The organism is Undibacterium sp. Di27W, from assembly GCF_049340345.1.
Taxonomy (GTDB): domain Bacteria; phylum Pseudomonadota; class Gammaproteobacteria; order Burkholderiales; family Burkholderiaceae_D; genus Undibacterium.
Window position 1 is genome coordinate 1 of the sequence record NZ_JBMPOS010000001.1, and the last position, 22,568, is coordinate 22,568.

Below are 22,568 nucleotides of genomic sequence, written 5' to 3' on the forward strand. Positions count from 1 at the left end.
TCCCGAACAGGACCGTGAAACGATTACGCGCCAATGATAGTGCTGCAACCAGTGTGAAAGTAGGTTATCGTCAGGCTTTTATTCTGCAGACCCCCGCTCATTTAATTGAGTGGGGGTTTTGCTTTTGCGCGAACGGAAAATACAAACTAAAAACAAGATCAAAATCAAAATCAAAATCAAAATCAAGATCAAGATCAAGATCAAGATCAAGATCAAGATCAAGATCAAGATCAAGATCAAGATCAAGATCAAGATCAAGATCAAGATCAAGATCAAGGCCTCTCAACACGGAGGCACAGAGACACAGAGTCGCACTGAGAAAGACAAGAAAAACAAAAGAGCAGCAAAAACATGAGACATCTCTGCTTTGACTCTGCGGCTTTGGCGTTTCGTTTCATTCTTTATCTGATTTCCAGGCAACATCACCTCATTACCGCAGTAGGGTGCGCTGTGCGCACCACTTTCTTATCGGTCAATCGCGACCTTGCTCACTGTACGGCGCATCAAGCAACGACGCTAGGCTCCAGCCTGCGCTGGAGCGACGGTTGGGGGGCTAACTCTCTTATGACCTGGGCGGCTGGCTGTGAGCATTGACAGTACGATCGGTGATGCTGCGTTCAAATCTTTGCGTCCGTATACGCGCGTATTTCAACGCAAAACCTTCGCATCGTCGCTCCTGCGCAGGCAGGAGGCCACCGGGCTGGCGCTCCAGTGGCGTCCGTTGGTTAGCAGAGATATATGTTTCTTTGGTTGTGAGGCCAACTCTCTTATGACCTGGATGGCTGGCTGCCAGCATTGACACCACAATCAGTGATGCTGCGTTCAAATCTTTGCATCCGGATGCGTGCATTTCAACGCAAAACCTCTCAATCGTGGCTCCTGCGCACGCAGGAGCCCAGCGGGCGTTCGCTGATGAACAGAGATATTTGTTTTTTTTATACTAGCATGGCTTAACAGGAAATACAGGCATACACCATGCGCGAGAAAACAAGCCACCCGAAGATATAACGCTGTTGATGGAGGATGGAGTAGGGGGACCGAACGATCACTAAATTCGCTTGAACTTGAAAAGATTTTACGAAGCGACAGGCAATGAAAAGGAGCTAATGTGTTTTATTTGTTTCGACTTCAAACTTCTAAAACCTGGAATACTACGATCCTGTAAAACGTTAAGCCAGATCTTAGTTATTTATCTCAGGCTTTTGCGGTGACTGGTTTTGAGTCTTTAAAGTGATGAATTAAGAGAATTTTAGTGCTATTTTTAACCAAGTTTGTACTCAGCAATAAGTGGCAAGTTAAAATTATTTACCATTAACTATTTATTACTTCCAGGTAGCTGGTTCTCTATGAAGGCAGCAATCATTCTGAAAAAAGCATGCTGCGTCGCTAAAGAAATGAGTCTGCGAATATTTCAGGAATGCCAATTTGAAAACAGTTGCCTCCTTTCATCAGTAAAAGCTAACCGTTAGTCGCGTAGCCTTTGATCTTGGGTAGCAGTCACAGATATGATGCATTCACATAAGGTGGGTTAACATGAATATACTTAAATTAAAAAAGATCCAAAAGATCCGATACCAGCAAGGCTTTACATTGCTAGAGTTGATGATTGTGGTGGTGATTGTTGCCCTTTTGGCTTCAATTGCTCTGCCTTCATACAGTGCTTTCATTACTACTAGTCGTATTTCGACGAGTGCTAATGCGCTGCAAGGGGCACTGCTTCTTGCTCGGAGCGAGGCATTGAAGCTAGGTGGCGGAGTAACTTTGTGCCGGAGTGATAATCCTGAGGCTGTAGCGCCTGTCTGTGCAACCGACAATAACGTAGCAACTACAAATGCAGGTTGGGGCAGTGGCTGGGTACTTTTTATAGATCTCAATCAAAATGGTGTGATTGACACTGGTGACACTATTATTCGTGTCCAGCCCCCTCTTATGCGTAGCTTTAGTGAGGGTGCCATCATACCGTCTCCGGATATATCGACAAACTTCATTAGCTTTGGTGCGACTGGTCAAACATTCACGGCACCAGCCAATTTTAATATCAAACGGCCACCTAGTGATAGTGACGCTAGCCATGACCGGTATTTATGTGTCGCCTTGGGCGGCCGGGCTCGTGTTTCAAAAACACTACCCTGTTAAGGAGTGACTACAGTGATTAATTTTCGTAAACAAGCCGGCGCTTCAATGATAGAGATCATAGTGACTATCGTTATTGTTGCCGTGGGGCTTTTGGGCGTTGCAAGCCTGCAAGCCAACACAACAAAATTTTTAAAAATTGCTAACTTGCGTGCTGATGCCACCCAGGCAGCCTATGACCTTGGAGATCGCATGCGGGCAAATGGCGCTGGTGTGACGAGTCAGTTCTATGTCTATACGACTGATTATGCTACCACCATTGCGACCTTGCCTACCGTGCCTACGGCATGTAAAGGTGCTACCTGTACACCTTTACTGGTGGCGCAAACGGATCTTGCCGAGTGGCAGAGAGGTTTAGCCAAGCGTTTATATGGTGGTGCTGGCTACGTTAATCCAGTTATTGTAGGCGGAGTTACCAGTGGTTATGATTTGATTGTGATGTGGAAAGAATTGAATTTGACCACAGTTGATCCTGCTTGCCCTACAGGTTCACCTCCGGCACCAGGTGTAGGTGTACGTTGTTTTGCCATTAGATTCACGCCTTAAGCGAGATACATGTGAAAAACCTCAATATTAAATATGCTCACGGCCGTTCATTGATAGAGCTGATGGTCGCGATGGTGATTGGCTTCATTATCCTGTTGGCTGTTGGCTCACTTTATGTGACGAATACACAGACCTACAGAGTCACTGACAGCAAAGCCTTGCTTGAGGAAGAGGGACGTCTGGCATTGAATTTGATGGCCTTTCATGTGCGCATGATAGGTTATGGTGAACTGCAAAGTGCGTCAACGAGTACAAAGGGTGGGAAAGGCGGGTCTACCAATTTTAGTGGTATAGGTATTAAAGGTTGCACTGGCGGTTTTACGTCGCCAACAGCGAGCCAAGTTAGCTGTACTGGTGGGGCCACGCCAGATGCATTTTCAGTCGGTTATGTTGTTGAGTCGGTCAATTCTAATACAGGTTCTTCTGCAGGCGTGTCCGGTCCGGCAGATTGTATGGGGCGTCCAGTGCTGAGCTCTCCTGCCAATGTGGAAAACAGATTTTATATTGCGACCAATGCTTCGACTGGTCGTAATGAATTGTATTGTGTTGGTAATGGTGGCGTTGCGCCAGGGGCAGATTTTATGGCCGGGCAACCGATAGCAGACAATGTGGTTTCTATGTCTGTCACTTATGGCTATGACAGTGATGGAAATCAATCTGTGGACGGATTTTATACTGCAGCTTCCCTGGAGAGTTTAGCTGCACCGACCACACTGCCGGTTTACGCAATAGGAACTCCTGGTCAACCCTCACCTTGGGATGCCGTTATATCGGCGAAAATTTGTGTAGTTGTCACTTCAACCAATACGAATGTCACCACTGCCAAGCAAACTTATATTGATTGCCAGGGTAATACAGTCACAGCAACCGATAATAAGTTGTATTCGGCTTTCTCAACCGTTGTCGCTTTGCGTGGCAGGGTACAAGGAAAAACATCATGAAAAACCAATATAGTTCCCAGCGTGGCTTTGTTTTGTTGACCGCATTGATCTTTATGATAGTACTTACCATGCTGGCAATGACGGCAGTGAGACGTGCTACTCAGGATGAACGTTTTACGAATAGTATACGAGCGCAAAATGTGGCATTTCAAGCTGCAGAAACGGCATTACGCTACTGCCAAAAGGAATTTGAAATTACGAATAGAGGTGATGCGCTATTACCGGGAACAGTAGCAACCGTCAATGGTGTTCCTGTCAATCTTGCTGTTCAAGTTACTCCTGGGCAATATTTGCCGCCTGTACTGTGGAAGACTATTTCAAACTGGGCCACAAAGGGCAAAGTTTTATCAAGCACTCTGGTGACGAATACAGCATCACCACCACAATGCATGATAGAAGAATGGTATCGCCCCAAGGATGATAGTACTGGAAGCGGATTGACCACGAATAGAAATGCAGGTTCTAACTCTGCAGGAAACCAGAAAGCCTATGTCATTACTGCCAGAGGAACAGGTATTTCCGTCGCTTCTGAAATATGGTTGCAAGTGATTATTTACCTTGGCGCCGGAACCACTAAATAAATATGCATTATGAGGTGCTGTACAAGTCTTGAAATTTGTGAGCGCCATTGATCGAGAATCATGAAACCATTTCATGATGATCGCTAAGAGTAAAAATGAAGGAATAAATCATGATTAAGAGTATGCAAAAATCTGTGAGTTGCACGTTGATTTGCGCCCTTATCGCCCAAATGGGCATGTCAGGATATGCGTATGCAACCATATCTCAGGTGCCGCCCTTGGTAAAACCAAATGTACCACCGAATATTTTTTATACTCTGGACGATTCTGGTTCCATGATGTTTGATATGTTGCCTGACAATATAGCCAAGACGGGTAATCCTACGCTGGACAGGTATTGGAACGGCAGTAGTTATCAGGCTACCGGCACCACATTTGATAATTATTGCAATGGTGATACTGCACCTGGCGCGGATACTTCTTGCTGGGTAACTCAAACCTTCCCTAAGCCTGTTGATACTTATAATGTGGGTGGATCAGGTGACTACTCCAAAGAGAATCAAGTCATTGTTGGATTTGGCGACAATCTTACGGTTGCGAGATGGCGCTCTTCCGACGTAAATAAAGCTTATTACAATCCAAAGATTTTGTATAAACCCTGGGTTGCTGCAGGCGGAGGATCTATGGATGCAGCCAATCCTGCCGCTGCTTTATTCAATCCTGTTGCTCCTAATGGCGGTAGTAATACCAATACCATAGATTTGACTAAAAACCAGACCTTTAGTGGGACCAGCTATTACTTCCTTAAAGATGATGCGACTGGTTACGATAAAAATGGCAGAACTTTTTTTCCGAGTTTATATTATATTTATAATATTTCCGGTAGGTTAGATTGCACTACAAGCAAGTTTGATTGCTTCACCAGGGTAGAACTCAAAGCAACGAATACCATACCAAACCCCAAGGACCCATCCCGGACAGATTGCCTTGGTAGCACTTGCTCTGTAGTGGAAGAGCAAAAAAACTTTGCCAACTGGTTTCAATACTACCGTTCACGCATACTTTCTGCACGAGGAGGTAGTGGTCAGGCTTTTGCTAAACAAAATTCAACCATACGCGTAGGATATGGCACTATTAATACGACCGGTACCGTTATTAATCACGTCTCCGATGATTTCAGCGACGCAAATAAAACAGCTTTTCTTAATACTTTGTATCAACAAAGAATGCCACAAGCTGGCACACCTTTGCGCAAGGCGCTTGATGAAGTAGGGCAGTATTTTAGAGACACAACCAATAAAGGCCCCTGGGCTACCAAGTATGGTGTGGGCGATACTACAACACAGCTGAGTTGCCGTCAGAACTATAATATCCTGATGACAGACGGCTACTGGAATGGCACAGGCGCAAATTCACCTCGTAATGGCAATGTTGATGGTGCGGATGGTCCTGAATATACTGCTCCAGATGGCAGCAAAGGTAAGTATAAGGCGGTTGCTCCGTATTCCGATAGTTTTAGCGGCACTTTGGCGGACGTCGCCACCTATTACTGGGCAAATGATTTGCGGCCTGACTTTACTGGCCTTAAAAAGAATGTGCCTACAACGACTGCTGATCCGGCATTCTGGCAGCATTTGACACAATTCACTGTGGGCTTGGGAGTGAGTGGAAGTTTGGACCCCGCCGTGGATATTCCAGCCTTGATTGCGGGCACTAAAACCTGGCCTGATGGTTCTGTTTACCAGATTGATGATTTGTGGCACGCCGCGTTTAATACCAGAGGCAAGTTTTTTAGTGCATCCAACCCTATACAGTTTGCTGCTGCTTTGGAAGACTCTTTGAATACTATTTCCGAGCGGGTTGGTGACGCTGCTGCGGTAGGTACTTCCAGTAATACAGTACGTGCAGGCAGTGCTTTGTACACCTCGACTTACCGTACTTCTGACTGGTCCGGTCAATTGATTCAAAAACCATTGGATCTCCAGGGCAAGATTACGGGTACAGGCTGGACTGGCACGGCACCAGCTTTTCCTGGTAGAAAAATATATACTTATGTAGATCTGGCGACTAAGGGTAAAGAATTTACTTTCACTAACTTAGCTGCTACAGATAAGCTGGTTTTCACAAATGAGGCAGCGACTTACCCACCAACTAAGGTCACGGCTGACAATATCGTTGACTATATAAAAGGTGGGCCTGATCTGGGTTATTTGCGTCCAAGGACCCAGACTTTTGGTGACTTTGTAAATTCTGCACCACTGTATGTGAAAGAAGGGGATGACGGTGGTTACAGTTTCATGCCCGCTAGCGCCGCAGGTAAAGATTTATATAATAGTTTCCTGATCACAAAAAATACTCGTACCGCAATGGTATATATAGGTGGCAATGACGGTATGTTGCATGCATTCAATGCGGCGACTGGTGTTGAAGCATTTGCCTATGTTCCCAAGGCTGCCATGAGTAATTTGCCAACCCTGTCCAGAACTACCTATGGGCATAGATTTTTTGTTGATGGTACTCCAACAGTTGGTGACTTTTATGATGGTGCTTGGAAAACGGCTTTGGTAGGTACGATGGCTGCTGGTGGTCGTGCTGTATTTGCCTTGGATGTGACTAATCCCGATTCTTTTGGTGAAACAAAAGTTATGTGGGAAATCAACTCCAGCAATGATACGGATTTGGGCTATACCTTTGGCAATGCAGAAATCGGCCGTATGCCGAATGGTGACTGGGTTGCGGTAATGGGTAACGGTTATGAAAGTACGTCTGGCCGCGCAAAATTGTTCATCATACGCTTGAAAGATGGTGCCATCACTAAAGTCGATACTGGTGTTGGTGATCTTACAACGCCAAATGGTTTGTCTGCGCCAAGGATTTTGATGGGCAATGATACAACCATCAAAGCTATCTATGCTGGTGATTTGCAGGGCAATCTGTGGAAGTTTGATGTGGCTAGCAGTGGCACTACGGTTGCTTATTCTGGTAAGCCATTGTTCCAGGCAAAATTGTCTAATGTCGTGCAGCCTATCACTGTGCAACCTGACTTGATACCCCATGATAAGGGTGGAATGATGGTATTGTTTGGTACGGGTAAAATCTATGAAACAGATGACCCTTTGAATACCAAAGTTCAATCTTTGTATGGTGTATGGGATAATACAGGTGTACAGAGTGTGACATCGTCGGCAATTACCACTAGTCAGTCCGCTTTGCAGAAACAAACATTGAGCTGGTCTGGAACTTCGTTCTATGCAGTTGACAATCAAAAAGTCGACTGGAACACCAAGCGCGGATGGTATATGGATTTAAACTTGTCGATAGGCGAACGTCTGACTATAGATCCGCAGATATTTTTTGATGAAGTGATATTTACCACGATTATCCCAGCAAGTGCAGCTGATACTTGCTCCTCGGATGGTAAATCCACGACGTTTTATCTGGATCCCTGGACTGGAAATACTTTATCGTATCGCGCATTTGATACCAATGGAGATAAGGTGATAGATGCGACAGACGCTATTGTTGGTGGTCGCCAAGGTGGTTTGACATTTGGTACGACGATACTGAAAAAAGGTGGCGGAGCTGTTATTTATCAACCGGCATCAAAAGTTCAAAATTGCGACCTCAATCCAGATGCTTGCAAAGGAGATGATCGTCCTGTCGAAGGTAGTCCAACCCGCCGTATCTGGAAGCAGTTGTTGAAACCGCTGGAATAATTGAAGTTCAACTTGTACAGAGGTGTTAAGTGTTAAATAAAAAATCTCAAGGCGGCTTTACCCTGATTGAGTTACTGATTGCTGTAGCCATTTTAGCGATACTGACCGCCATTGCTGCCCCCTCTTATACTGAACATATAAGAAAAGGGCGACGTGCCGATGTCAGGTCATTGCTGATGCAGGATGTGCAATTTATGGAGCGCTTTCTGACCGAAAATAATAACTATAAAGAGACAGCCGCCGGTGTTGCGCCGGTCTTGCCCTACCTGGTGAGCCCAATTGGCTCATCAGGTACGGCAGTCGATTACGACATCAGTTTTGTAGGTGTGCCAACTGCGACAACATATGCAATTCAGGCTGTCCCTAAGTCCGGGGGCAGGATGTTTGGTGATGCCTGTGCTACCTACACAATCAATAGTGTTGGTGCCAGGGGCTTAACTGGTGGTCCTTCTCTGAGTGTCAATGATTGTTGGACCAAGTAAGTTTAGTTCTTCCTGACTTCTTGTATCGCCTCGGCAAACTCGGATACATCTTCAAAGCTTTTGTAGACAGAAGCGAAGCGGATGTAGGCGATTTTGTCGAGGCGTTTCAATTCGCGCATGACTAGTTCACCCAGATGACCGGACATAACTTCGCGCTCTCCGCTGGACAATAATTTTTCTTCTATTCTCTGTATGGCTGTCTCGACTGCTTCCGCAGATACCGGGCGTTTGCGCAGCGCTAACATCAGGCTGGCGCGCAGTTTGGCGGTTTCATATTCTGTGCGACTGCCATTTTTCTTGACGATGACGGGCATCACCAGTTCTATACGCTCATAGGTAGTAAAGCGCTTGTCGCAGTCGGCACAGCGACGACGACGGCGTATGACATTACCTTCTTCTGAAACGCGGGTGTCGATGACCTGGGTGTCATCATTGTGGCAAAAAGGGCATTTCATGTCTTAATGTGCTCCATGGATTTTTATAATTGATTTTATAATTGCCTGATATAAAAAAGCCACTCAAGCGAGTGGCTTTTTATTGTGTTGCCTGATACTTAAGCCTTGCTTCAGTTGAATCTCTTAAGCTTGGTACACTGGAAAGGCATCTGTCAATTGTTTGACTTCAGCTTTCACGCGTTCTATCGTCGCTGCGTCATGCGGATTGTCGAGTACGTCAGCAATCAGATTACCCACTTTAACTGCTTGTTCTTCCTTGAAACCACGGGTAGTGAAAGCCGGGCTGCCGAGGCGGATACCGGAAGTCACCATCGGTTTTTGCGGGTCATTAGGAATGCCGTTCTTGTTGCAAGTCATGTGGGCAGAACCCAGTATGGCTTCGGCTTCCTTGCCTGTCAAACCTTTAGGACGCAGGTCTACCAGCATGACGTGAGATTCAGTACGACCAGAAACGATGCGCAGGCCACGTTCAGTCAGGGTGTTCGCCAGAGCTGCAGCATTCTTGACGACTTGTTCCTGGTAAGCCTTGAATTCTGGTGTCAGCGCTTCTTTGAAGGCAACTGCTTTACCTGCAATAACATGCATCAGCGGGCCGCCTTGCAGGCCTGGGAAAATCGCTGAATTAATCTTCTTCGCGATTGCTTCATCATTTGTCAGGATGATGCCACCACGTGGGCCGCGCAGGCTCTTATGGGTAGTCGATGTGACGACGTCGGCGAAAGGCACAGGGTTAGGGTAAGCACCCGCAGCGATCAGGCCGGCATAGTGGGCCATGTCCACCATGAAGTACGCGCCGATTTCCTTGGCAATTTTGGAGAAACGCTCAAAGTCTATGCGCAAGGCGAATGCAGAAGCGCCAGCGATGATCAGCTTGGGCTTGGTTTCACGTGCCAGTTTTTCCATGGCATCGTAGTCAATATCTTCTTGCTCATTGAGGCCATAAGACACGACATTGAACCATTTGCCAGACATATTCAAAGGCATGCCGTGGGTCAGGTGGCCACCTTCAGCCAGGCTCATGCCCATGATGGTGTCGCCCGGATTCAACAAGGCGAAGAATACGCCCTGGTTGGCTTGCGAACCTGAGTTTGGCTGCACATTGGCGAAATTGGCATTGAACAATTGCTTCAGGCGGTCAATGGCCAGTTGCTCGACCACGTCCACGTGTTCGCAGCCACCGTAGTAGCGCTTGCCTGGATAGCCTTCGGCATATTTATTGGTCAACTGGGAGCCCTGGGCTTCCATAACGGCAGGGGAGCAATAGTTTTCAGACGCGATCAACTCGATATGCTCTTGTTGACGGACGTTTTCATTTTGTATCGTAGCAAACAATTCTGGATCTACGTTGGCGAGAGTATGATTTTTTGCAAACATGGCGGTTCCTGATTATTCCTGTTAATAAACAATGATTGTTGTTAATGAGGTGTCTGAAACGGATAGGGGCAGCCTCATTGCTTTTACCATCAGGCTACCCAGGCGCACGGCTGGAGTCAGTTTGACTCCGAAATCTCACGCTTCCCGATGGATCTCCATCTTGGGCCAGGATGCTTGCCCGTCTAACAGGGCAGATATGGCCACTTCGCCAGTCACGTGAGATGAAATGGTGCTAGGATTTTACGTGATGGCGTTTGAATCGGCAAGTAGCAGCATCGCTATAAAAAAATTAATTTTCGCACAAGTAAATATTATGAAATTTTTAGCACTTAGGTATCGAACGGCAAAAGCACTTAAAATAGTATGCAATAGGCTGTTAACATCAGCTAGGCATATTACCTACAAAAATTGAAGGAATTCAGCATGATCGTATTGATTACAGGGGCAAGCTCAGGTTTTGGTGAAGAAATGGCCCGCAAATTTGTTCGCGAAGGGCATAAGGTGATTGCTGCTGCCCGCCGCACCGAGAGACTGGATGCGCTAAAAGCTGAGCTGGGAGCCGCCCTGCTGCCAGTCACCCTGGATGTCACCAGCAAGGATTCTATCCGCCAGGCTTTGGCTGGCTTGTCTGCTGACTGGAAAAACATCGATGTGCTCGTCAATAATGCTGGCCTCGCTATGGGCACAGAACCTGCCCATCTGGCATCCCAGGATGAATGGGACACCATGATAGACACTAATACCAAAGGCCTGGTCACAGTCACCAGAGCCATTTTGCCGGATATGGTGGCGCGTGGCACAGGCCTGGTCATCAATATCGGTTCTGTCGCTGGTGAAACTCCTTATCCCGGTGGCAATGTCTATGGTGCGACCAAGGCTTTTGTCGAGCAATTTACCCGCAACTTGCGTGCAGATCTGGTAGGTACCGGGGTACGTGCCACCAATATTGCCCCAGGCCTGTGTGGTGGTACAGAGTTTTCCAATGTGCGCTTCCGTGGCAATGATGAAGCGGCAGCCAAGGTGTATGAGGGTACAGTGCCATTGACAGCGGTGGATATCGCGGCAACGGCTTACTGGATAGCGACGCTGCCAGCGCATGTGAATATCAATCACATAGAGATGATGCCGACTTGCCAGGGCTATGGCCCCTTGGTCATCAAGCGCACTACCGCGTGATTTTCAGACAGGTTCTGGTTTATCTGGTTTTAGTTTGCCAGCTGCCAGCAACTGCGTCAGCGGGCAAACTGCGTCTGTCGCCTGATTTGAAAGAAGTCATACAATGTGACTCAGACACAGGCGGAAAAATCACAGTCTTGCGTCATCATCAGATTCAGGATACGCATGTCTATGTGCTGCGCCAGCATGGGGAAACGACAGGTGTCTATCCTGGTGAAGAGGATAATTCACGGGGGAGCTTGGTTTCCGTTCAATGTCTGGGCAGTAAAGAGCGGCTACTGCTGATTTCCGGCGAATTTACATCCAATTACATGCAGGGCCTGCTATTTCGTTATCAGCCGGCCAGAAAGAAATGGGAACGCCTGGAGTTTGCCGAGCGCGAACGTGCCTGCTTGCTATATCTCAAGCCCGAGCAAATGCGATTGGTAATCCCCAATGGCGGATATGAAGCGGGTAAATACATTATCGTGCGCAAGTTCAATGGCAAAGCACGAGATACGCGCAAATTAAGTGATGGCTTGCCCAAGACCGGGGGATGGCAAGTCCTGCCTGTCCAATATCCTGCCGGACTTGAGTGACAAAGAGTAAATGTATTCCCTTAATGGCTGGAATAGCTGGTAAAGTTTATACTATGAAAACAGAATTTGTATGGCCAGTCAGGGTCTACTATGAAGATACTGATGCTGGTGGCATCGTTTTTTATGCGAATTACCTGAAGTTCTTCGAGCGTGCCCGCACTGAATGGTTGCGGGCAGCGGGTGTCAATCAGCAGCAAATGGCGGATGAACATGGTTTGATGTTTGTCGTCAAAGCCACTGCAGTCGAGTATCATGCTCCCGCCAGGCTTGATGATGAACTAAGGCTGACTGTCGTGGTCGAAAAACTAGGTCGTGCCTCTGTGCAATTTGTGCAAGAAGCCTGGTGTGGCCAGCGTTTGCTTGCCAGCGGCAAGATAAAGGTGGGCTGTGTCAGCAAGGCAGAAGTCAGGCCAGCAGCCATTCCTGCTGAGGTGCTGGCAAAAATAGGCTGAGTTTATTTTTATTTTTCGGGCTGCAATAATCTGCCCGGTGTTTTGTTTTTGAATTGATTCAATATGAATGTTACCCAAGACCTCTCATTTTTAAGCCTGATCACAAATGCCTCTGTGCTGGTGCAACTGGTCATGGCCCTGTTATTAGGTGTTTCATTGACGAGCTGGACTTATATCTTCAGCAAAATGTTCGCCATCAAAAAAGCCCGAGGGCAAACTGAGGAATTTGAACGCAATTTTTGGTCTGGTGGCAATCTGGTTGATTTGTATGCGGCAGCGACCAATAGTCGTCGTACTGGCCGCGACACCAGCGGTGCACTGGAGCGTATCTTCGAAGCGGGCATGAGTGAATACCACAAGGTCAAGACCGCCAATAAGGCGACGCTGGATGCCGGTGCCATGCTCGATGGCGCGCGTCGCGCCATGCGTGCCTCTTACCAGCGTGAAATGGATTTGCTGGAATCGCACCTGTCCTTCCTGGCTTCTGTTGGTTCTGTCTCACCATATATAGGCTTGTTTGGTACAGTCTGGGGCATCATGAATTCTTTCCGCGGTCTGGCCAATGTGCAGCAAGCTACCCTGGCTGCGGTGGCACCCGGTATTGCCGAGGCCCTTATCGCTACCGCGATAGGCCTGTTCGCGGCTATCCCTGCAGTGCTGGCCTATAACCGTTATTCCCATGATATAGACAGGCTGGCGATACGCTTTGAAACCTTTATCGAAGAATTCTCCAATATTCTCCAGCGTCAGTCACGCTAGGGCGAGGGAGTGAGCATGAGTACCCTGCGTGGCGAACGTAAACGCAAATTCAAGGCAGAAATCAACGTCGTTCCGTATATCGACGTGATGCTGGTGTTGCTGGTGATTTTCATGGTGTGCGCACCGATGACCAATCCCAGCGTCATCAACTTGCCAACAGCCGGGCAATCTACCCAGCCACCCACTGACTATATAGAAATCACCTTGCGGCCTGATGCAGCGTCGACCATCAGTATCAATAGCAAAGCCGGTAACAATGGCAATAACCGCCAGGAAAGCAAGGAAGAGGCTAAGGACCGCAAGCAGTTGATGCAAAAACTGCGTGAGTATCATGATGCCAAGCCTGAGTTATCCGTGCTGGTTTCTGCTGACAAGGGCATGATTTATGATGAGGTCATACAAGTGATTTCAGAAGCAAAAAAACTTGGTATCAGTCGCGTTGGTCTGGCGACAAAGTGAGTTTATTCAGATGCAGATAAGACTGCGCCCTTTATTGATGTTGATCTGTGCTGGTCTTTGCAGTGCAGGGGCGGTGAGGGCGCAGACTGAAACACCTGCCAGCACAGAACTGCCAGCATCTGCAGCAGAGAGCGAAGACAATACCACCAAGACCAGCAGCGGGCGCTTGCAATTACAGGCTGCCAAATCGCCTTGGGCAGATTTACTCAAAGAGCATATCCTCGAATTTGCCAGCAATGCCGAGGCACAAAACATCACGCCAGCCTTGATCAGGAGATTACGCCTGGATATCAGCAATATCATGGCGACCGAAGGTTATTTTTCGCCACAAATCCAGTTTGATAATCCCGACCAGTTAGCGGCGACAGGAAATAAACTCATCCATGTCACAGTAGAGGCAGGCCCACGCACAGTGATAGAGAACGTCTCGCTGAAAGTGCAAGGTCCCATGGCAGATGCAATTAATGCCGGGGATAAAGCCCTCATCAAAAGGCGACGTTCCATGCAGGAAGACTGGGGCCTGGCAGTAGGCCAGCCATTCCGCGAGGCTGACTGGTCAGATTCCAAGACGCAAATGCTGGAAGGCTTACGGGCGGATACCTATGCCGCCGCCAGCATGATCGCCAGTGAAGCGAAAATAGATGCTGACCAGCACAGTGGCATCTTGCAAGTCGAAGTCGATAGTGGCCCGGTATTTACTTTGGGTGAATTGCGTGTAACAGGTTTGCAGCGTTATCCATCCTGGTTGATAGATCGTTACCAGCCTCCTAAAAAAGGAGAGGTGTATTCACGTTCGCGCTTGCTGGATTTTCAGCGCAGCTTGCAAAACTCGGCTTATTTTGCGACTGTGGGAGTTGGTATTGATCCTGATCCAGCTAAAGCTGATGCCGTGCCAGTTGATGTGACCGTGGTAGAGCGCCAGGCCCGTGACTTGAGCTTTGGCCTGGGTTATAGCACCAATACCGGTTACCGCAGCGAAATCGCTTATCGCGACCGCAATATACTCGATCAGGCCTGGGATTTGCGTAGTGCCCTCAGGCTGGAGCAACGCCGACAGCTGGGTTATGCCGATATTTACTTGCCGCCCAGGGAGAGTAATTTCCTTGATTCTTTTGGTGTGCTGGTGGAGCGCGAGAATATTGCTGGTGTGCGTTCCAGTCGCAATGCGCTTGGCGTCAAACGTACCAGTACTCGCGGCCATCTGGAGCAACGCCTGGGCTTGAATATGGTCAGGGAAAAAATTGCTTCAGAAGGTGAGGCGGAAGAAGTCAACAAAGCCTTGGTTGCCAGCATAGGCTGGACCTGGCGCGATGTCGATCAACCCTTTGATCCACGCAAGGGCGAGATTTTGCAATTCGATCTTGCTGCTTCAGAAAAGGCTTTATTGTCTGACCAGCGCTTCATACGCAGCTATGCGAAATATCAACGCTGGATACCAGTGCGCAAAACCGATAGTGTTATCTTGCGCGCAGAACTTGGTGCTGTTTTTTCCAAGGACGAGGAGGGTATCCCTGAAGACTATCTGTTCCGCACAGGCGGTAGTACGACAGTGCGTGGTTATGGCTACCAGACCCTGGGCATACAGCATATAGGCAGCACCCGCGGCGGGCGCGTCATGGCAACGGCCAGTGCAGAATATGTACACTGGCTGGACCAGACCTGGGGCGCAGCCACGTTTGTGGACGTGGGCAATGCAGCAGACAACTGGCGTGCATTGAGCTTGAAGCAAGGCATGGGCGTAGGTGCCAGATATAAGACTCCAGCAGGGCCGATTGCGCTAGACCTGGCCTATGGCCGTCAAACCAAGAAAGTGCGCCTGGATTTCTCCATCGCAATTGCGTTCTAAGATGAGTACAGAAGAAAAACAGCCCGAGCAAAAACTGCCTGCTAAAAAAAAGCGACATCCTTTGTCACGTCTGTTTTTTTTATTAGTCAAACTCGCATTGCTGATAATCGTCCTGAGCAGCATCTTGCTGATATGGGCTTGCAAGACCGAAACCGGAACACGCAGCTTGCTATCCCTGGTAGAAAAGTTGAGTGCAGGCAGCCTCAAGTTTGATGGCGTGCAGGGCACGATAGGGGATGAACTCAAGCTTGAGCAATTCAGTTTCATCTCCCCTGATTTACATATAGATGCCAGTGCGCTTTCTTTGCAATGGCATCCGTCTGCCTTATGGCACAAACAGGTCGATATTACTGCGCTGGAGATAAGCGCCCTGAACATTGCCAGCCGTCCAGGCAAACAGGCTGCCAGCGTGCCCACAAACTTGAGCCTGCCTGTAAGCGTGAATGCACCCAGGCTGGCATTGGGACGCTTGCACATAGCAACACTGGTTGAACACGATAAGCAAATAGAAAACTTAAAACTCAGCGCGCTGACAGGCAGTTTTGCCTATCAAAACCAGCAATTCAAAGCACAGGCTGCAGCAAGCAGCCCCTGGGGAAATTTGAAGGCTGTGGCCGACATGGGCAGTCTTAGCCCCTTCAAACTGAATAGCCAACTGAGTCTGCAAGGCCAGGTCCAGGAGGGGATACCGCCTGTCATCTTGCAAGGCAAAGTCTCTGGCAGCTTGCATGATATGCAAGTGGCAGTAGAGGCTGCTCTCGATCATGCTGCCGATAAAAGTCTGCAAAATAAAAACCTGCAAGGCCATGCCAAGGCTGGTATCAGCGCATTTACTGCGCCTTATATAAAAGAGCTGGATATCGATGTCCAGAATTTCGACCCATCCGCCTGGCAGGCGGGAGCACCGCAAGCAAACTTGCGCATCTTGACGCAATTAAAACCCGTCAGTGATGATAAAAAAAAGACGGTGGCATTTGGTTTGACTGGTCCCATCCAGATACAAAATGCCCAGGCCACCAGCATAGACAAACATGGTTTGCCGGTGCAGTCGCTTACCACCAGTTTATTCTGGCAAGGCCAGCACCTGAGTTTGAAAGACCTGGCCGTACAACTGGCAGGCAAGGGTAAGTTGCAAGGTGATGCCGACATCAACTGGCAAGCAGCGCAAGTGCAGGCGGATTTAAAACTGGCTCTGGCGAATATAGATTTGCATCAAATTGATCAACGCCTGCATGCCAGCAATATACAGGGTAAGTTTTTTGCCCAGACAGCCAGGGATAGCAGCATCAATCTGCAAGCACAATTGCAAGATACCCGTGCCAGCCTGAAAGCAGAAGCCAGTTACCATCATGAGAAACTGCTGCTGGATTTGCACAAGTTTGATTTGCAGGCTGAAGATGCACATCTGCAAGGCGCGGGTGATATCAGCTTTGCAGGCAAGCAGGCATTCAAGCTCAAGGCCAGCCTCAAGGACTTTGATCCGGCACGCTGGGTAGCGACGCCTGCTGGTCGTATCCAGGCAGAATTCAGCGCCCATGGCCAACTCTCGCCACGTCTTGATGTACAAGTCAACTTGCAGCAATTGCAGGGGCAGTATGCCGGGCAGCCTGTGCAAGCGGGTATGGATATGCGCTGGCTGCAAGACCAGCAAATACAGGTCAAACAACTCGACATGCGCCTGGGTAAAAATACCCTGACAGGGCAAGGCAATTGGGGTAGCGCAGATGATGTCTTGAAACTCAATCTGGATGCCCAGGACCTGAGTCACCTCAACCCCTTGCTCAGCAATTGGCAATTGGCCCTGGGTGGCAATTTGAAAGCGGATGTTATTTTGCGTGGCCGCTTCAATGAACCTGCAGGTAGCCTGGAAGCCCTGGCACAACAAGTCAGTATTAAGCGTGGTAGCCAGCAATTCAGCATAGCGCGCTTGAAGTCCAGCCTGAATCTGGCCAACGGTGCCAAAGGACAATTTGATGGCGAGATCGTGGCACAGCATATCGGTGGTGATTTACCTGCACTCAGCAGCACAGCCAGCAACAACGCCAATAATCCAGATAAGCTCGAACAACTGAGTCTTAAATTACAGGGCAGGCGTGACGCGCATAAACTGAGCCTGGAAACCATCTTCCCTAACAAACAGGCATTGAGCCTGGTCGCCAATGGCAGCATGCAGACCGATGCCAAAAACGACACTGCCTGGTCATGGAATGGTCAGTTGCAAGCTTTGAATTTAAATGGCCAGCCTGATTTTCGCTTGCAAAGTTCAGCGCCCTTGCAAGTATCGGCACAATCGGTGCGCCTGGGTAGCCTGTCATTGCAAAGTGCATTGGGCAAGTTGCAACTGGATGAGCTGGAATGGACACCTGCCGCGCTTAAAACCAGCGGCCAGCTCAGTGATGTCCATGTGCTGGAAATCGCTAATCTGGTTTACCCTCAGCATGCAGTCAGCGGCAATCTGCGCTTGAACGCACAATGGAAATTGCAATTAAAAGACAGTGCCCAGGGCGAGATCAAGTTGCAGCGCCAAAGTGGTGATTTGCACTTCAATGACCCGGAAGGTACTGGTACTTCAGTGGCCCTGGGCATACGTGCTGCGCAATTGCAAATGAAGCTGGGTGGCGTGGTCGCCGGTAGTGCAGGTGACAATCTGAGCCTGGATCTGGTGGCTGATGGTAGTCGCCTGGGGCAGTGGCAAGTCAAGGCCAATACCCAGCTCAGCAAACAAAATGATGCCTGGACCATACTGGCAAGCGCCCCTTTAAGCGGACAAATCACGGCAGCCGTGCCTGACTTGCAATGGCTGGGGCCCTTCATCAATCCTGGCCTGGTATTAAAAGGCAAGTTGAATGCCGATGCGCGCCTGTCTGGCAATATAGGCAAACCAGCTTACCTGGTCAATCTGGCCGGGCGCGAAATGGAAATCGCTTTTGCTTCCGAAGGTTTATTATTGCCAAACGGCAGCCTCGATGCGCAGATAGAAGACAAGCACCTGAAAGTGACGAATCTGCAATTTTCCAACACCGTCACCAATATGCCGCGCCATGCACAATTCCGCGATGAAAACTGGATAGGCAAAAAAGGCGAATTCAAAGCCAGTGGCGATATCGACATGGGCAAGGAAACCGGCAGCATACAAGCGCAATGGAACCAGTTCCCACTCTTGCAACGCAAGGATAGATGGCTGGTGGTGTCTGGCCAGGCAAATATCGTTGAAGCCAATAATATCTGGAGCCTGACAGGCAAGGTATTGGCCGATGGCGCCTACTTCAGGTTACCCAAATTGCCACCGCCCAGCCTATCCAGCGATGTCGTGGTGATACGCAAAACAGATAAGGCCGTGGTGAAAGCGGCAGAAGCAGACAGTAATCATAAAGGCTTGAAAACCCGCGTCGATGTCAGTTTTGATATGGGTCCGCACTTTGTCTTTGTTGGCCGTGGCCTGGATACCGGACTGGAAGGTAGCCTGCGCCTGCGCTCCAGCGATGGCAGCCCCTTGCAGGCAAATGGCTCGATACGCACAGTGAAGGGCGCTTATGAAGGCTATGGCCAGCAATTGGAGATAGAGCGCGGTATTTTGAATTTCCAGGGGCCGCCATCCAACCCTGGTTTGAACATACGCGCACTACGCAAGGGTTTGCCAGTCGAGGCCGGGGTAGAAGTGGCAGGGACAGTCAGTGCACCACAAGTCAGGCTGGTATCAGAACCAGCCGTGCCAGATGCAGAAAAACTCTCGTGGCTGGTATTGGGCCGCGGTTCGGATCAACTGGCCAGTGGCGATGCCTCGCTGCTGATGTCTGCGGCTACTGCCATCTTTGGGGGCGATGGCAGCCGTAATGTGCCACGTGACATCGTACAAGGCCTGGGCTTTGATGAATTCTCGATAGGCTCGTCATCGAATGGTTCCTCCAGCCGTTTACCCGGGCAAACCATCGCCGGTTCCACAGGCACCAGCAATGCCACCACAGACCAGGTCGTCAGTGTAGGCAAGCGCCTCATGCCTGGCTTGGTATTGTCGGTAGAGCGCGGTTTGTCAGATGCCAGTGGTGGTATCAAACTCAGCTGGCAACTGACACGCCGTATCAGCATCATAGGCCGCACTGGCACTGAGTCAGCGGTGGATGTGAATTACACTTTCTCTTTTAATTAGGTCCACATTAATAGCAGCCTGAAAAGATCAAGGGGAGCTCATCTTGCTACAGATGAGCTCCCCTTGATGGTGATGACTGGCCTTATTTGGCTTCTTGCTTTTGCTCAGGATACATCACGATCTGCGCATAATTCTGGAAGTTGAAATAACGCTGGGCAGCTTCCTTAATTTGTGCTGGTGTAATTGCCTTGATGCGTTTTTCTACCGTCAATATCGACTCAGCTTCAGTCTTGTAATAGATGGCATTTTGTAAGTGATTCAACCAGTTCTCATTGCTGAGCAATTCTTGCTGGTGTTCTTTCAACCAAGACTGCTTTACCTTGTTCAAGTCTTCTGCTTGCGGGCCAGATTGTTGCAGTTTTTTGATCTCGGCAAACAGGGCGGCGATGACTTTGTCGACATTCTCAGGGCTGCAAGGTAATTCTGCATCTATGCTATATCTATCCTTGGGTATGCGTTCAAAAGAACCACTCATGCCACCGCTATATATCAAGCCCTGCTTTTCGCGCAACACGTCGATGATTTTCAAATTCAAAATATCTACCATGGCATGGAAGCGGCCATTCTCTTCGCGTGTATAAGTCGAAGGTCCGTTGAAACTCAGTACTACCGTGCTCTTCTCTTCATTACCAGCGTGTACTTCTTTCTTGACCACCCCTTGTACCGGATCGATATGTAAATCCTGATACGTGGTTTTGATATCCGTGTTAGGCAAGCTGGCCAGATAAGTGGCGATCAGCGGTTTGATTTTATCCACCTCAAAACTACCGACAAAGATGAAATGCATATCCTTGGCGCTGCCATAGCGTGACTGATAAATTTCCATGCTGCGGTCCAGCGAGATTTTATCAAAATCCTCGACCCTGGCCTGATGTGGCACACGTGGATTATCTTTATAGATCGTCGTCGTAATCGCTTCAGAGAAGACTGCTTCAGGGCGGGCCCAGTTATTCCTGGCCATTTCTTTTTGAGAGTTGATCAAGGTCTGGAACATCACCTCATCCCTGCGTGGTGCAGTCAGGCGCAGATACAGCAATTGCAGCATGGTTTCTATATCGCTGCTGCTCGAGGCACCAGCTATGCTCTCGGAATAATTATCCATACTGGTTCTGACATTGGCAGATTTGCCTGCCAGGGTTTCTTGCAAATCCTTTTGGCTAAAATTAGCCATGCCCATGCCCCAGACTACCGGATTGCTGTAATAGCTATTGAAATAATCCGTATCAGCGAACATCGACAAGCCACCGGCGCGGCGGGCGCTCATCAAGACTTGATCATTCTTGAAGTCAGTTTTTTTCAGGGTGACTTTGACGCCGTTGGATAGAGTCAATTCCACCAGGCCCAGTTGTTTATTTTCTTTTTCAGTGACGATCTGGCCAGCTTTTGGCAATGCCGTCATCAGGCTGGCACTGGCTGCTTTTTCCACCCTTGCCTGTACTGCTTGTTGCTCGGCCTTGGCGGCCATGGCCAGCAAATCTTCTGTGCTGGGGACGGTTTCGCCAGCTTTGTTTGAGCCCACATAAAACATCAGTTTGACGCTGTCATCCGGCGTCGCCTGTCTGGCGAAGCGATTCATTTCTTCCAGCGAAATACCATCGGCGAATTCCTTGAAATACAGGTATTCATTCTTGATTCCAGGTATAGGTTCATTGGTCAGGAAATTGCGTATATATTCTGCCGCAAAAGTGGCCGAGTTGGATTTGCTGCGCTCATTGAACATGCTCTCATATTCACGCGCCTCGATTTTCTTTGCACGCTCAAACTCGGTGGCCGTAAAACCAAATTGACGTATGCTGTTTTTCTCTTGCATCAGCGCATCCAGGGCTGGCTGTATGCCTGCCTGCGACAACATGGCAGTCGAAATAAAAGAGTCGTAACCCGCCACTACCTGTTCATTGCCGGCAGACGCACCGAGGAAAGGTGGCTTGGCTTGCTCAGTCAAGGCACCCAGGCGGCGGTTCAGCATGGATTTGTAGAAGCCGCGGATAATATCCTGGCGGTAGTCGGCAATGACATCATGCGCGGGCTGTTTTTCCAGAGGATAGCGCAGCATCAGCAAATTATTGCTGGCTTCCTTGTCGGTAATCACCATCGCCTTGGAAGCGGTATTCTTGGGGATATTGATTTCTGGCCTGGCGCGCTCAGGCTGGGGATTTTGCAGGCCTGAGAAATACTTGCGTACCATTTTCTCTGCTTCTGCTGGTTGCACGTCGCCAATGACCACGACTGCCATCAGGTCTGGCCTGTACCAGTCTTTGTAAAAACGGCGCAGCGCGTCATGCTTGAATTGTTTGATGGTGTCTTCCTTGCCTATGGGCAGGCGCTCGGCATATTTGGAGCCATTGAATACCTCAGGCAGTAACTGGCGCGTCATGCGGTCACTGGCACCCTTGCCCAGACGCGCTTCTTCCAGGATAATCCCGCGCTCCTTGTCGATATCAACCGCCTTCATCTCCACGCCTTGTGCCCAGTCAGCCAGGACTTGCAAGCCTGTCTTCAGATAGGCAGGTTTGTCGGTAGGGATGGGCAAGATATAGATGGTTTCATCAAAACTGGTATAAGCATTCAAGTCTGCGCCAAATTTCACACCTATGGATTGCAGGTAAGAAATCAGTTGATGCTTTTTGAAATGCTTGGAACCATTGAAAGCCATGTGCTCGGTGAAATGCGCCAGGCCTTGCTGATCATCATCTTCCAGCACTGAGCCTGCTTTCACCACCAGGCGCAATTCCACTTTCTTGCGCGGCGTATCATTCTTCTGAATATAGTAAGTCAGGCCATTTTCCAGCTTGCCCATTTTCAAGTCAGGGTTGATGGGGATGGGGTCGTTCAGACGTATCTCTGCCAGGGCTGGCAAGCTCAAGGGCAGGCTGACTGCCAGTAACACAAGGCTGGCAATCAGGCTTTTAGCTGGAGTGGATGACTTTATGGCTGAGGAGTAGGGGGAATTCGGCATAAATAGCAGCGCAGGCTAGATAAAAAT

Annotated in this window: 17 protein-coding genes and 1 riboswitch; of the genes, 14 read left to right on the top strand and 3 right to left on the bottom strand. The window is 48.9% G+C overall.

Features of this window, described 5'->3' with window-relative positions:
• Nucleotides 1-124 precede the first annotated feature (124 nt).
• The 7 genes from ACO0LF_RS00005 to ACO0LF_RS00035 all read left to right on the top strand — a co-directional run bounded on the left by ACO0LF_RS00005 (nucleotide 125) and on the right by ACO0LF_RS00035 (nucleotide 8,339).
• Complete coding sequence (locus ACO0LF_RS00005) at nucleotides 125-355, top strand: hypothetical protein (protein ID WP_423010751.1); 231 nt, start codon at nucleotides 125-127, stop codon at nucleotides 353-355.
• Between the two features lie 1,178 nt (nucleotides 356-1,533).
• Complete coding sequence (locus ACO0LF_RS00010) at nucleotides 1,534-2,136, top strand: GspH/FimT family pseudopilin (protein WP_423010753.1); 603 nt, start codon at nucleotides 1,534-1,536, stop codon at nucleotides 2,134-2,136.
• Between the two features lie 12 nt (nucleotides 2,137-2,148).
• Nucleotides 2,149-2,679, top strand: a complete 531-nt coding sequence (gene pilV / locus ACO0LF_RS00015; RefSeq protein WP_423010755.1) for a type IV pilus modification protein PilV — start codon at nucleotides 2,149-2,151, stop codon at nucleotides 2,677-2,679.
• 11 nt (nucleotides 2,680-2,690) lie between these two features.
• Entirely contained in the window at nucleotides 2,691-3,620 is a 930-nt protein-coding gene (locus tag ACO0LF_RS00020) for a PilW family protein (RefSeq protein ID WP_423010757.1), read from the top strand.
• The gene (locus ACO0LF_RS00025; RefSeq protein WP_423010759.1) at nucleotides 3,617-4,201 is read left to right on the top strand and encodes a pilus assembly PilX family protein; all 585 of its coding nucleotides are present in this window, start codon (nucleotides 3,617-3,619) and stop codon (nucleotides 4,199-4,201) included. The genes ACO0LF_RS00020 and ACO0LF_RS00025 overlap by 4 nt, the downstream gene beginning before the upstream one ends.
• 110 nt (nucleotides 4,202-4,311) lie before the next feature.
• Nucleotides 4,312-7,857, top strand: coding sequence for a pilus assembly protein (locus ACO0LF_RS00030; RefSeq protein WP_423010761.1), 3,546 nt, complete (start codon nucleotides 4,312-4,314; stop codon nucleotides 7,855-7,857).
• A 29-nt stretch (nucleotides 7,858-7,886) separates the two neighbouring features.
• On the top strand, nucleotides 7,887-8,339 hold the full coding sequence (locus ACO0LF_RS00035) for a type IV pilin protein (RefSeq protein WP_423010763.1): 453 nt from the start codon (nucleotides 7,887-7,889) through the stop codon (nucleotides 8,337-8,339).
• A 2-nt stretch (nucleotides 8,340-8,341) separates the two neighbouring features.
• Here ACO0LF_RS00035 and nrdR read toward each other — a convergent pair whose 3' ends face one another.
• Both nrdR and glyA read right to left on the bottom strand, forming a co-directional pair.
• A complete protein-coding gene (nrdR, locus tag ACO0LF_RS00040; RefSeq protein ID WP_423008812.1) occupies nucleotides 8,342-8,794 on the bottom strand; it encodes a transcriptional regulator NrdR in 453 nt (150 codons plus the stop codon).
• Between the two features lie 123 nt (nucleotides 8,795-8,917).
• Nucleotides 8,918-10,168: a serine hydroxymethyltransferase gene (gene glyA / locus ACO0LF_RS00045; RefSeq protein WP_423010765.1), complete on the bottom strand. Its 1,251-nt coding sequence runs from the start codon at nucleotides 10,166-10,168 to the stop codon at nucleotides 8,918-8,920.
• An 89-nt stretch (nucleotides 10,169-10,257) separates the two neighbouring features.
• Nucleotides 10,258-10,394, bottom strand: a riboswitch (ZMP/ZTP riboswitch).
• 197 nt (nucleotides 10,395-10,591) lie between these two features.
• Here glyA and ACO0LF_RS00050 point away from each other — a divergent pair.
• From ACO0LF_RS00050 to ACO0LF_RS00080, 7 genes are all read left to right on the top strand, one after another.
• On the top strand, nucleotides 10,592-11,344 hold the full coding sequence (locus ACO0LF_RS00050; RefSeq protein ID WP_423010767.1) for an SDR family NAD(P)-dependent oxidoreductase: 753 nt from the start codon (nucleotides 10,592-10,594) through the stop codon (nucleotides 11,342-11,344).
• Nucleotides 11,341-11,922, top strand: coding sequence for a hypothetical protein (locus ACO0LF_RS00055; protein ID WP_423010769.1), 582 nt, complete (start codon nucleotides 11,341-11,343; stop codon nucleotides 11,920-11,922). Before ACO0LF_RS00050 ends, ACO0LF_RS00055 begins: the two co-directional genes overlap by 4 nt.
• A 53-nt stretch (nucleotides 11,923-11,975) precedes the next feature.
• A complete protein-coding gene (gene ybgC / locus ACO0LF_RS00060) occupies nucleotides 11,976-12,374 on the top strand; it encodes a tol-pal system-associated acyl-CoA thioesterase (RefSeq protein ID WP_186957072.1) in 399 nt (132 codons plus the stop codon).
• Nucleotides 12,375-12,437: 63 nt separating this feature from the next.
• Nucleotides 12,438-13,133: a protein TolQ gene (gene tolQ / locus ACO0LF_RS00065; RefSeq protein ID WP_423008802.1), complete on the top strand. Its 696-nt coding sequence runs from the start codon at nucleotides 12,438-12,440 to the stop codon at nucleotides 13,131-13,133.
• Nucleotides 13,134-13,142: 9 nt separating this feature from the next.
• The gene (locus ACO0LF_RS00070) at nucleotides 13,143-13,592 is read left to right on the top strand and encodes an ExbD/TolR family protein (protein ID WP_423010771.1); all 450 of its coding nucleotides are present in this window, start codon (nucleotides 13,143-13,145) and stop codon (nucleotides 13,590-13,592) included.
• A 10-nt stretch (nucleotides 13,593-13,602) separates the two neighbouring features.
• Nucleotides 13,603-15,438, top strand: a complete 1,836-nt coding sequence (locus ACO0LF_RS00075; protein ID WP_423010773.1) for an autotransporter assembly complex protein TamA — start codon at nucleotides 13,603-13,605, stop codon at nucleotides 15,436-15,438.
• 1 nt (nucleotide 15,439) lies between these two features.
• Nucleotides 15,440-19,585: a translocation/assembly module TamB domain-containing protein gene (locus tag ACO0LF_RS00080; protein WP_423010775.1), complete on the top strand. Its 4,146-nt coding sequence runs from the start codon at nucleotides 15,440-15,442 to the stop codon at nucleotides 19,583-19,585.
• An 82-nt stretch (nucleotides 19,586-19,667) separates the two neighbouring features.
• On the opposite strand, the gene ACO0LF_RS00085 is transcribed toward ACO0LF_RS00080, so the two are convergent.
• Nucleotides 19,668-22,541 carry a M16 family metallopeptidase gene (locus ACO0LF_RS00085; RefSeq protein ID WP_423010777.1) on the bottom strand — a complete coding sequence of 958 codons (2,874 nt, stop codon included), beginning with the start codon at nucleotides 22,539-22,541 and terminating at the stop codon, nucleotides 19,668-19,670.
• Nucleotides 22,542-22,568: the final 27 nt, after the last annotated feature.

Coding starts and splice junctions, on each gene's coding strand:
- ybgC (WP_186957072.1), top strand. CDS start 11,976: ATGAAAACAGAATTTGTATGGCCAGTCAGGGTCTACTATGAAGATACT.
- glyA (WP_423010765.1), bottom strand. CDS start 10,168: ATGTTTGCAAAAAATCATACTCTCGCCAACGTAGATCCAGAATTGTTT.
- ACO0LF_RS00025 (WP_423010759.1), top strand. CDS start 3,617: ATGAAAAACCAATATAGTTCCCAGCGTGGCTTTGTTTTGTTGACCGCA.
- tolQ (WP_423008802.1), top strand. CDS start 12,438: ATGAATGTTACCCAAGACCTCTCATTTTTAAGCCTGATCACAAATGCC.
- ACO0LF_RS00085 (WP_423010777.1), bottom strand. CDS start 22,541: ATGCCGAATTCCCCCTACTCCTCAGCCATAAAGTCATCCACTCCAGCT.
- ACO0LF_RS00080 (WP_423010775.1), top strand. CDS start 15,440: ATGAGTACAGAAGAAAAACAGCCCGAGCAAAAACTGCCTGCTAAAAAA.
- ACO0LF_RS00030 (WP_423010761.1), top strand. CDS start 4,312: ATGATTAAGAGTATGCAAAAATCTGTGAGTTGCACGTTGATTTGCGCC.
- ACO0LF_RS00010 (WP_423010753.1), top strand. CDS start 1,534: ATGAATATACTTAAATTAAAAAAGATCCAAAAGATCCGATACCAGCAA.
- ACO0LF_RS00075 (WP_423010773.1), top strand. CDS start 13,603: ATGCAGATAAGACTGCGCCCTTTATTGATGTTGATCTGTGCTGGTCTT.
- ACO0LF_RS00050 (WP_423010767.1), top strand. CDS start 10,592: ATGATCGTATTGATTACAGGGGCAAGCTCAGGTTTTGGTGAAGAAATG.
- nrdR (WP_423008812.1), bottom strand. CDS start 8,794: ATGAAATGCCCTTTTTGCCACAATGATGACACCCAGGTCATCGACACC.